This is a genomic window from Bacillus cereus group sp. BfR-BA-01408 (assembly GCF_022663305.1).
Taxonomy (GTDB): domain Bacteria; phylum Bacillota; class Bacilli; order Bacillales; family Bacillaceae_G; genus Bacillus_A; species Bacillus_A pacificus.
Map to the genome: position 1 here is coordinate 1 of NZ_JAKUFF010000032.1, position 10,723 is coordinate 10,723.

Genomic DNA, 10,723 nt, shown 5'->3' on the forward strand with positions numbered 1-10,723 from the left:
TCATTTCCCCAGTGCAGCTCTAAGGTGGTAAGTTATTTTTCTGCGTTAGGAAGTTCTCAGCTTTCCTTCCTTCTCTGTATAACCGGGGAAAATAACTCGTGTCCTTTTCTTCGCTTATTATGAAATTGAATGCAAAAAAGCATATTCATCCCTAAAATAGGGACGAATATGCTTATATCCGTGGTTCCACCCAGATTCCCATCACAAAAAACATAATGGCTTCTTTTGCGATAACGTCGCTTACACGGCACTAGATACTTCGTTTCCCTAGTGCAGCTCTAAGGTGGTAAGTTATTTTTCTGCGTTAGGAAGTTCTCAGCTTTCCTTCCTTCTCTGTATAACCGGGGAAAATAACTCGTGTCCTTTTCTTTGCTTTTTTTAATACATCCATTAATTGTTATTTACTATATCTTATTCATTTTATTTTTGCAAGTGTTTGGAAAAGATTTTTTATTTAATAAAAAAAGAAACCAAAAAATGTTTTTGGTTTCTCCTTCTCAATTTTACCAATCTTGTGGTTCATAATTTAAGTCTGCAAATAGACGTCGTTTCTCTTTCTTCGTTAAATCTCTCCACTGTCCAACAGGTAAATTATTCAATTCGATATTCATAATTCTCGTACGTTTTAACGTGTATACTTGATAACCTAAAGCTTCACACATACGACGAATTTGGCGATTCAACCCTTGTGTTAAAATAATTTTGAACTCATATTTTGATAACTGTGTGATCTCACAAGGAAGTGTTTTTGTACCTAGAATTTTAACACCCGCTGCCATTTTTTCTAAGAAATCAGGTGTAATTGGCTTATCTACTGAAACGATATATTCTTTCTCATGTTTGTTTTCAGCACGTAAAATTTCATTAACGATATCACCATCATTCGTTAACAAAATTAAACCATCTGAGTCTTTATCAAGACGTCCAATATGGCTAATTCGTAAAGGGTGATTCACTAAATCGATAATATTACCTTTTACTGATTTTTCACTCGTACATGTAATACCTACTGGTTTATTTAAAGCGATATATACGTGATCTCGAGCAATACGAAGTTGCTCTCCATTTACGCGTACATCATCACCTGGATTCACTTGGTCACCAATTTTTGCAACCTTACCGTTAATAATTACTCTTCTCTCATTAATTAATTTATCTGCTCCGCGTCGAGACGCTTTTCCAGCTTCACTAATAAATTTATTGATACGCAAATTAGGCACATCCTTTTCTAAAAAAATTTCAAGCTCACACTGCTTCTACCGTACAATACAAAAGGGTAAGCCTCCTATTATAACTTAAATATATTAACATGAAAGGGTATATAACGTCTTCTATTAATTTCTTGTTTATAAGAAATTATCTTTATTATACATTCATTTATGCACTTTTTCTGTGCTTAATATACAAGCCATTCTTCCTTACATATAGCTTGTTTACCTCTTATATCTTCATGAATATTAGCTAGTTTATACAACTCAGGGAAAATCTCTTCTACATAATTTTGATGCGCCATTCCATCTTTCCAATAAGTTAACACTATGTAACGATTTTCATTTTTTAAAGACTTCCCAACAACGCCAGCTAACATTCCTTTTGCTTTTTCCATCCCTTTATTCCAAATTGTTTCTTGTTTATGTAAAAAATACTTTTCTTTTTCCACTTTAATATCACATATAGCAACTCTTACGAATGATCCCTCTGTAACAACGTCTTTCAGAGGCGTATCAGTTATATCATACAAAGTTTGGAATAATTCAATTTCACATGAAAGAAACGTATCCTCTTGATTACTATTTAAATAAATTGTATCGTGGGCACCATTCATAAATGATTGATATGCACTTTTATTTTCCCATAAAGTAAATACACACGCCTCATCTTCATTCCATCCACCAAATTGCCAATGAAATCCATCTAGATGCTGTATATCACGCCATTTTTCTTGTGCTTTTGAAAACAATTCCTTTTTCTCTTCTTCTACCTTACAATAGATTGTTTTTAGTAGCATATCTAATTCCCCCTTATCTTACATTCCATTTCTCATCTGCAATACTTTCTACTTTTCCCCTAAACGAACATTATTTTTACTCTCTATTTCTTCAGCTCTTATATATTAAAGAGGACCATTTCATCTCGTATCCTTGTTCAACACGCATATTTATCTTTTTACTTTAAAAGATACGCTGTTAAACATCCATTTGAACTTCCTGTTGCCACGTCTTTCGGAATCCCATAATAGTCTGCAAAATCACGAACATTTAGATCACCTGTTTGTTTACATAACATAATTATATCCTTCTAGTTATCTATAGTATTCAAAAAATCATCCGCTCTTTCTATCAGCCATTCACCAAACGTACTTAAAAATAATAAAATTTCATTTATATCATTTATCGGTTCAATTACATATTGTAATGCCTTTCTCATATTTTTTTCTTGTTCGGGAAAATACTTACTAAATAATTCATAGGCAGGATATAAGTCTCTGGAGTAAAGTCCTTCTCTCTCAATTGTCAATGCTAGACCTGACCTGATTATTATCTTCATAATCCAACGGCAACAATCCACAATATCATCCACGCCTTTATTATGAATTAATTCTTCGCGTGCTTGTCCAATTTGTTTCCGCAATTGAATAAGGTGTTCATAGGCTAACTCCTCACTTACTTTATATTTAGGTAAAGACAATGTTACATCTTGACCAAATATACATACTCCATGTGTCTGTATCATAAAGCTTATAAAAGAAAAACTCTTGGAATTTATCACTTCTTTTTCACTGTAAAAACTCAATTCCACTCCTGTTATACAATTAAACTTTTGCAAACTTTGAACTTCTAGTTTCTTTCGCCAGCTTAAGTCTATTAATTTAGGATCCTTTCGTACTACTATAATCACATCTATATCTGCAATTCCTTCAATTCCAATCCCTCTTGGAATTGAGCCTCTTATATAAACACTGTGTAAATCATCCTGTAGCAATTCACAACAAGTATTTTTTATTTCTTGTATTACCTCCATAAATATAGGTTGAACTTTTTCAATATGTGCATCATTTATAATATATCCTTCATCATCAGTAGGACAAAAACGACCTATCTTTTTTATATTTGGCAATTTATTATCTCATCTCCATACTAAATATTATTTTATTCTATACACATAGTAATTATAATTTAAATAATTCAGAATTAAAAATCAAAAGAGATAGAAAGTAAACAATTCTACAATATCATTCACTTCCTATCTCTTTTATTATCAATTATTTTTCAAATATATAATACGTAATTTCTCCTGGGTAATGTAATATCTTTACCTTTCTTTCCACTTTTTAAAACTAACAGTATACCCGCTTTCCCCTCCGCTCCACTTACCAGTGTAATAAGCATTACACTCATATATTTATACTCCTCTTCCTTATCATCATTAATATGAATTACTGACATTAGCACTGGAAAATCTTTAATTTTAGATTCTTTATTCATAAATATGAATGCAATTAAACCAACTAATAATACAGTCATTGAAATATTTGAAACTAGTTTTCTTCTATTCATTTTCACTAAAACTCCTATTTTCTCTACTTTAAACAACATTATTGTTATATATTATAATTATAAGTTTTTAAATTTTGGAGGCGTTACATATTGCAAAAATTACTTTTTACTAAATGGACAGTTTTTATTTCTATTCTCATCATTTTCGGTACAATTTTCTACGTTACGAATGGTAAAAATAACACCGAAAAAGCCCCTGTAGAAACAGCGGATACAAAAACTTTCAAAACGAAATTACAGCCTAAAATTAATGAATTGACTACTAATTATAATGATATCATCGAAAAGGATTGGTTGCCTGCCTGGGAAGAGATTAACACGAACGGTGATTCAGTAGACAGAGATAAACTATTAGTTACAATGAATGCTGTTTCCAAACAATATGAAAACATTATGAATGAAATAGACATTTTGAAAATTAAAGAAAATATATCGGAAGTACAAATACAAGAACAACTTCTTTATTTCACAACTGAATTTAAGGCTGCTTCTAAATTTATGAAAAACGCGGCAGATTTAATTATAGATGGAGCCACTAACTCTACTCTAAACAGTGCAACAATTGAAAATACGAAACATGCTTTAGGGCTTGCGGATCAACATATTGTTATTGCTTTATCTACTTTAACTGAAGTTGAAGAGAAATTAGGACTTTCGAAAAAATAGAATTCTTTACTATTTTAAAATAAAAAATGATTGCATTTCACTAATAGTATATCTATAATATTTTTATTGATCTTATACACATTCAATGCGTATAGGTTATTAATTTTATAATTCGGATGAACCATTCAGGAGAAGGTCTATTGATCTACCGACGGGGCAAAAAGTTGTTAACCGACTTTGAAACTCTCAGGTCTTGTTTACAAGTAGAACTGCATGGGGACGAATCTCTGGAGAGACTCCCTCTCGCTTTATATAGCGTAGAGGAAAACGAGCACCGAAGGAGCAAATCCGCTACTATAGCGGATAATCTCTCAGGTAAAAGGACAGAGACAAGCGAAAGAAAATGCCGATTTGTATCGGTTTATTTTTCTATCCCTTGTTTCTCCAGAGACCATTTCATTTACTTGAAGTGGTTTTTATTTTTTCTAAAAAAGGAGAATAAAGATGGAGACAGTAAGTAAAGTATTAGAACAAATCAATCACTATGTGTGGGGATTACCAACGTTGTTGTTACTCGTTGGTACTGGTATCATTCTCACAGTGCGTTTAAAAGGTTTACAGTTTAGTAAACTATTATACGCTCACAAACTAGCTTTTAAAAAATCAGAAGATACATCTTCCTCCGGAGATATTAGCCACTTCCAAGCACTTATGACAGCTATGGCGGCAACGATCGGTATGGGAAATATAGCTGGTGTTGCAACTGCTGTGACGATTGGTGGGCCTGGTGCAATCTTTTGGATGTGGATTACTGCTTTATTCGGTATGGCAACAAAATATGCCGAAGCAATTCTTGCGGTGAAATACCGTGTTAGTAATGAAAATGGTGAATATTCAGGTGGGCCAATGTACTATTTAGAACGTGGTCTAGGTAAGAAATGGCTTGCAGTTTTATTTGCTATATTCGGTACAACTGCTTCTTTCGGTATCGGGAATATGGTGCAATCTAATTCAGTTGCAGAGGCAATGCGAATTAATTTCTCTTTCCCTCCTGCTTTAACTGGTATAGTAATGTCATTTTTAATCGCTATCGTTATTTTAGGCGGTGTAAAAAAAATCGGGAAAGTAACAGGATATGTTGTTCCTATTAAAGCTTTCTTTTATATCATTGCTGGTCTTATCATTATTTTCTATCACTACGATCAAATTCCTGAAGCATTTTCACTTATTTTTTCTGGTGCATTTAGCGGTACTGCAGCTGCTGGTGGTTTTATCGGTGCAACAGTTGCATCAGCTATTCAAATTGGAATGGCGCGCGGCGTATTTGCGAACGAAGCTGGTTTAGGGAGTGCCCCTATTGCCGCGGCGGCTGCAAAAACTGATTCCCCTGCAAAGCAAGCTTTAGTTTCAATGACTGGTACTTTTCTAGATACGTTTATTGTATGTACAATTACAGGGCTAGTATTAATTACTACAGGCGCATGGAAGTCTGGTAAAACTGGCGTTGAAGCTACAACACTTGCGTTCCAATCTGTATTCGGTACTGCTGGTAGTATGATTCTTGGTATCGCAATTATTTTATTCGCCTACTCTACTATTTTAGGCTGGTCGTATTACGGTGAGAAATGTGTAGCTTATTTATTTGGAGAAAGTGCTGTTAAATATTATAAAGCAATCTTTATTGTCATGATTGCTATTGGTGCGAATTTAAAATTAGGCATCGTATGGACATTTGCGGATATTGCAAATGGACTTATGGCGATTCCAAACTTAATTGGTCTTATTGGGTTAAGTGGTATTGTTGTTGCTGAAACGAATCGCTTTTTACAAGCAGAGAAATTGAAAGAAAACCATAAAAAACAAGCAAGTTAATCTAAAAAAAGGAATGACTCATACATAATGAGCATTCCTTTTTTCGTTTTCTTACTCAGTAAATATCATTAAAAATATATTTATATAAATCTTTCTCTTTTTTATTCCACTAAAAGTTTTTCACATAAATGTCATAAATCGTATGGTCTAACTATATAGTTGAAAAGGAATGCGACATTAAAGTGTCGCTGAAAAACTCATCCAAGAAAAGGGAGGAAAAATCTTTTGAAAAACAAAATCATTGTTTTCCTATCTGTTTTATCATTTATTATTGGTGGTTTCTTCTTTAACACGAATACTTCAAGTGCTGAAACATCATCTACTGATTACGTTCCTAACCAATTAATCGTTAAGTTCAAACAAAATGCATCTTTAAGTAATGTGCAATCTTTTCATAAATCTGTCGGGGCTAATGTCTTATCTAAAGATGATAAGTTAGGTTTTGAAGTCGTACAATTTTCAAAAGGTACTGTAAAAGAAAAAATAAAGAGTTATAAAAATAATCCAGATGTGGAATATGCAGAACCGAATTATTACGTTCACGCCTTTTGGACTCCAAACGACCCATATTTTAATAATCAATATGGATTACAAAAGATTCAAGCTCCACAAGCTTGGGATAGCCAACGAAGTGACCCTGGTGTAAAAGTAGCCATTATTGATACAGGAGTTCAAGGCTCACACCCTGATTTGGCTTCGAAAGTAATTTACGGGCATGATTATGTTGATAACGACAATACATCTGATGATGGTAATGGTCATGGTACACATTGCGCTGGAATTACTGGAGCACTTACGAATAACAGCGTCGGAATTGCTGGTGTTGCCCCACAAGCTTCCATTTATGCTGTTCGCGTATTAGATAATCAAGGAAGTGGTACTCTCGATGCTGTAGCGCAAGGTATTCGAGAAGCTGCTGATTCGGGTGCAAAAGTAATTAGTTTAAGTTTAGGAGCTCCAAATGGTGGTACTGCATTACAACAAGCCGTTCAATATGCATGGAATAAAGGCTCTGTTATAGTTGCAGCTGCTGGAAATGCTGGAAATACAAAAGCTAATTACCCTGCTTATTACAACGAAGTTATTTCAGTCGCTTCTACAGATCAATCAGATAAGAAATCTTCATTCTCTACTTATGGTAGCTGGGTAGATGTTGCAGCTCCAGGATCAAATATATATTCTACTTATAAAGGAAGCACGTATCAATCATTAAGTGGTACATCTATGGCAACACCTCACGTTGCAGGAGTCGCTGCTCTTTTAGCAAATCAAGGATATAGCAATACACAAATTCGCCAAATTATTGAGTCATCTTCTGATAAAATTAGTGGTACAGGTACGTACTGGAAAAACGGTAGAGTCAATGCATATAAGGCTGTACAATATGCGAAGCAATTACAAGAAAATAAAGCTTCTTAAGAAATAAAGTAAAACTTTAATCAGTTGATCTACCATTCATGCGGAATAAAATCGAAGGAGAGACTTCCACAACTAAAGCCTCTCCTTCTTATAAACTATATTACTCTCCCTGCTTTTTAACCATATGTAAATACAGAACAAAATCCATCATTGTCGACGAATGACCAAGTTGACGGATCATCGCTGTTATATTCCCTCTATGATATGTACCATGATTTACAACATGTTGTACTAACTCTAAAATTGAAGTTTCTAATTTTCCTACATATGGATTCTCGATAACAAATACAGCATTCACATCTTGTATTGTACTTAAAAAGTCTTTATATTGATTTGCCATGTTTTCAAACATTTTTTCTAATTCATGTAACGATTTGTTTTCCATTTGTTTTCGTAATTCTTCTCGGCCTTGTATTGCTTCATTCATACTTTTACCATGCAATATGTGTAACCACACTTGATCTGTAATATAAATATGGGCAAACGTATCCTTGATTGATGGAAATACACTCTGCATCTGTTCAGTAAAAATAGTATCATAGTTTGGTAATTCTTTTAGTCGATTGAATAATCGTAGATTAGCCCAAGCATGGTAATCCACTTGTTTTAACATGTACTCTTTCAATCGAAATCGCCTCCTTATTGTATGAAACGAATAGTTTGTTTCTTTATTTCTGATTCTCTATCAGCTTTTGCAATTCCTTTTTCTTCAATTTCTTGTTTATTTATAGTTTTATATTTTACATACGTATGAAATTCCGTTTGAAATGGAAACGGTGTAATCCGAATAGTTTCCTCATCTATCCATTCAGCTTGAATAGGTTTCTCTTCTTTACTATTAAACATTTCTGTTCCTTCAAAACCATCTTTAAACAAATCAATTTCATCTTTCTTTTCTACACCTGGTTTATTCATACAGACATACAAAGAAAGTTCATCGCAAAACTTTAATAATCTATAATGTTTATCGAACATCGCAAATTGTTCTTTTGTTAGCGTTGTCAATATTCTTTTTTGTCGTTCCAATTCCCCTGTATAAAATGACATCATCTCTTCATCTTCCTCATTTAATGGAAATGATAAAAAATGCTTACTACAAAGTAATGCTCCGTATGGATTGGAATCTTCAATTTCATTCAAACCAATCGTATAAAAGACAAAACGTAATGAACTTGGACAATCCATAAATGTATATGGGATATTTTTAGCATCATTTAAAATTGGTACTTTATCAAGTTCTATCCATCCTCTATCATGCTCATATATTGCATCAATTGTCTCTTTTAAATATGTATCATCTTCAAAAAAATCTTCTTTTATATGCTTTGCAATCTCTCCAGCTAAAAAACCATGATCATGTTGACGAATTAATATACTTTCTTTCTCATCCTTTTCACGAAAAATCATCCGTATACTCCCCCTCATCCTCATATTACAGCGTTTTCTATTCATCAATTCTTAATTAATCCCTAATTGTTAGCAGGGATTCAGTTTCTTGCAACGAAATTAACATAACTATATAGCATTCTTTCTAACAATATAAATAGCTTTATCTTTACTATCTATTATACTAAATCATTCATTCCAAAAAATTTTTTTATGAGGTGAAAACATGAACAAAACAGAATTAATTAAAAATGTCGCACAATCAGCTGATATTTCTCAAAAGGATGCTTCTGCAGCTGTACAATCTGTATTTGACACAATTGCTACTGCATTACAGTCTGGCGATAAAGTTCAATTAATCGGCTTTGGAACTTTTGAAGTGCGTGAAAGATCTGCTCGTACAGGACGTAATCCACAAACCGGCGAAGAAATTCAAATCGCTGCTGGTAAAGTTCCTGCATTTAAAGCAGGTAAAGAGTTAAAAGAAGCTGTGAAATAAACAAGAAACCAGCCATTTTATAGGCTGGTTTCTTGTTTTAATTTAGTAATTGCTTTATATTTTCTGCATGATACACCTCGCAAATATAAAATATGCATCTGCAGTTACTTACAATTTGATATTTTCTTGTTGGATACACATGCGCCGAAACAGAGCATCCATCGAACAATTCAATAATATTCCCAGAAGGCTGATATCCTTCATATAATACGTTCCTTCTTACTTCCATCTTTTCTATAAGTTTTTCAACTGGAATGTTTCCACTCTCTAGCTCCCTCTTTATTGTATTTGGTAAAAACGAGGTATCCGCAAAAATGAGATTTTCAGATAATACTTTTCCTTTATAACTAATATTGGATACACGGTAAAGAAATGTTCCGTTTTTATCAAAGAAACTCTTTGCTTCTTTCGGGATATACTGCCTATCCAGCACCTCTTGTTCTAGAACATCAAACTGAACTGTATCATTCAATAACTTTTCTAAAGCATGAATAGATGATGTATCTCCAGAAAATAAAATATTTTTAATTGCTTGTACATGATAAGTGAATTCATTTGTTCTATTTTCCGCTACTAGCATGAGGAACACCTCTTCTATAAAATATTTTATTAAACTTATTTATAATTTAAAAGCGCTACTGCATCCAGCTGTATGATTTCGGTGACTTCTTTACTAAATATTGCAATTGAAGCCATATAATCTACACTTGGCCTTAAATCTCTCATCACTGTATTTTCTACTAACTCTTGTCTATCCTTAAAAACTAACAAGTTTGGAGAATCATTTGGAGCTGATATAGTAATATCCACTGGTGGAATCATTAGACCTTCACCTGTCGCTTTGAGCACAGCTTCCTTTCTAGTCCAATATGTTAAAAAACCTTCTATTTTTTGTTCATTAGGTAATTTCATAACTTGCGCTATTTCAATGTCGGTTAATACGCCTTCTGCCATTTTCATAACATCAACATTTGGATTCATTTGTTCAACATCAACGCCTACAGGTGCAGACTTTGTAAATGCAACAACAACCCACTCACCCGAATGTGAAACCGATAACTGCGGCATCCCCTCTGGTAATTGTGGTCTACCATGTTGTAGCTTACATACTGGGCACATTCGATTAATTGGAACTTGAACTGGCGACATAGAAAACATTTTACCTAGAACTAATCTACTAATTACACAGCCTATTATAAAACGGGCACGATCTGCCGAATGATGATATGAATTTGCTTTTTCTCGTTCAACATCATTTAGTAAATTGTAATGCCATGATTGTAAATCCGAAATCCTTCCCCACCATATTTGACAATCATTCTCATTCAAAATTGGTATAGAATCTACAGCTTTACTTTCTATCATGTAAACTCTCTCCTTCTAA

The 10,723-nt window shown here is 33.4% G+C and carries 11 protein-coding genes, 1 pseudogene, 1 riboswitch and 1 other annotated feature; of the genes and pseudogenes, 4 read left to right on the forward strand and 8 right to left on the reverse strand.

Annotation, left to right across the window (positions count from 1 at the left end; genetic code table 11):
- Window positions 1–155: 155 nt before the first annotated feature.
- Window positions 156–379: a binding site (T-box leader), on the reverse strand.
- Between the two features lie 124 nt (window positions 380–503).
- From rluF to MR083_RS14705, 4 genes and pseudogenes are all read right to left on the reverse strand, one after another.
- The gene (rluF, locus tag MR083_RS14685) at window positions 504–1,211 is read right to left on the reverse strand and encodes a 23S rRNA pseudouridine(2604) synthase RluF (RefSeq protein ID WP_001222167.1); all 708 of its coding nucleotides are present in this window, start codon (window positions 1,209–1,211) and stop codon (window positions 504–506) included.
- A gap of 185 nt (window positions 1,212–1,396) precedes the next feature.
- On the reverse strand, window positions 1,397–2,008 hold the full coding sequence (locus MR083_RS14690; protein WP_242269501.1) for a YdbC family protein: 612 nt from the start codon (window positions 2,006–2,008) through the stop codon (window positions 1,397–1,399).
- A gap of 290 nt (window positions 2,009–2,298) precedes the next feature.
- Window positions 2,299–3,117, reverse strand: a complete 819-nt coding sequence (locus MR083_RS14700; RefSeq protein ID WP_242269502.1) for a nucleotidyltransferase family protein — start codon at window positions 3,115–3,117, stop codon at window positions 2,299–2,301.
- 145 nt (window positions 3,118–3,262) lie between these two features.
- Window positions 3,263–3,596, reverse strand: a pseudogene (locus MR083_RS14705) (hypothetical protein).
- A gap of 51 nt (window positions 3,597–3,647) precedes the next feature.
- On the opposite strand from MR083_RS14705, the gene MR083_RS14710 reads away from it, so the two are divergent.
- The 3 genes from MR083_RS14710 to MR083_RS14720 all read left to right on the forward strand — a co-directional run bounded on the left by MR083_RS14710 (window position 3,648) and on the right by MR083_RS14720 (window position 7,454).
- Window positions 3,648–4,223, forward strand: a complete 576-nt coding sequence (locus MR083_RS14710) for a hypothetical protein (RefSeq protein WP_001170864.1) — start codon at window positions 3,648–3,650, stop codon at window positions 4,221–4,223.
- A 217-nt stretch (window positions 4,224–4,440) separates the two neighbouring features.
- Window positions 4,441–4,560, forward strand: a riboswitch (glycine riboswitch).
- A 107-nt stretch (window positions 4,561–4,667) separates the two neighbouring features.
- Complete coding sequence (locus tag MR083_RS14715) at window positions 4,668–6,035, forward strand: alanine/glycine:cation symporter family protein (protein WP_098925133.1); 1,368 nt, start codon at window positions 4,668–4,670, stop codon at window positions 6,033–6,035.
- A 225-nt stretch (window positions 6,036–6,260) separates the two neighbouring features.
- Complete coding sequence (locus tag MR083_RS14720; protein WP_242269503.1) at window positions 6,261–7,454, forward strand: S8 family peptidase; 1,194 nt, start codon at window positions 6,261–6,263, stop codon at window positions 7,452–7,454.
- A gap of 100 nt (window positions 7,455–7,554) precedes the next feature.
- Here the strand turns inward: MR083_RS14720 and MR083_RS14725 are convergent, their stop codons facing one another.
- Together MR083_RS14725 and MR083_RS14730 are read right to left on the reverse strand one after the other, a co-directional pair.
- A complete protein-coding gene (locus MR083_RS14725; protein WP_000666444.1) occupies window positions 7,555–8,079 on the reverse strand; it encodes a DinB family protein in 525 nt (174 codons plus the stop codon).
- A 14-nt stretch (window positions 8,080–8,093) separates the two neighbouring features.
- The gene (locus MR083_RS14730) at window positions 8,094–8,861 is read right to left on the reverse strand and encodes a DUF3891 family protein (RefSeq protein WP_242269504.1); all 768 of its coding nucleotides are present in this window, start codon (window positions 8,859–8,861) and stop codon (window positions 8,094–8,096) included.
- A 205-nt stretch (window positions 8,862–9,066) separates the two neighbouring features.
- On the opposite strand from MR083_RS14730, the gene MR083_RS14735 reads away from it, so the two are divergent.
- A complete protein-coding gene (locus MR083_RS14735; RefSeq protein ID WP_001043907.1) occupies window positions 9,067–9,339 on the forward strand; it encodes an HU family DNA-binding protein in 273 nt (90 codons plus the stop codon).
- 37 nt (window positions 9,340–9,376) lie between these two features.
- Here the strand turns inward: MR083_RS14735 and MR083_RS14740 are convergent, their stop codons facing one another.
- Window positions 9,377–9,919 (reverse strand): hypothetical protein, encoded by a 543-nt coding sequence (locus MR083_RS14740; protein ID WP_000959131.1) that lies wholly within the window; start codon window positions 9,917–9,919, stop codon window positions 9,377–9,379.
- A gap of 35 nt (window positions 9,920–9,954) precedes the next feature.
- On the reverse strand, window positions 9,955–10,704 hold the full coding sequence (gene sfp, locus MR083_RS14745; protein WP_242269505.1) for a 4'-phosphopantetheinyl transferase Sfp: 750 nt from the start codon (window positions 10,702–10,704) through the stop codon (window positions 9,955–9,957).
- Window positions 10,705–10,723 lie beyond the last annotated feature (19 nt).

Bases quoted from the DNA above. Each gene is read 5' to 3' on its own strand.
- MR083_RS14690 (WP_242269501.1), bottom strand. From the start codon at position 2,008: ATGCTACTAAAAACAATCTATTGTAAGGTAGAAGAAGAGAAAAAGGAA.
- MR083_RS14715 (WP_098925133.1), top strand. From the start codon at position 4,668: ATGGAGACAGTAAGTAAAGTATTAGAACAAATCAATCACTATGTGTGG.
- MR083_RS14730 (WP_242269504.1), bottom strand. From the start codon at position 8,861: ATGATTTTTCGTGAAAAGGATGAGAAAGAAAGTATATTAATTCGTCAA.
- MR083_RS14735 (WP_001043907.1), top strand. From the start codon at position 9,067: ATGAACAAAACAGAATTAATTAAAAATGTCGCACAATCAGCTGATATT.
- MR083_RS14740 (WP_000959131.1), bottom strand. From the start codon at position 9,919: ATGCTAGTAGCGGAAAATAGAACAAATGAATTCACTTATCATGTACAA.
- sfp (WP_242269505.1), bottom strand. From the start codon at position 10,704: ATGATAGAAAGTAAAGCTGTAGATTCTATACCAATTTTGAATGAGAAT.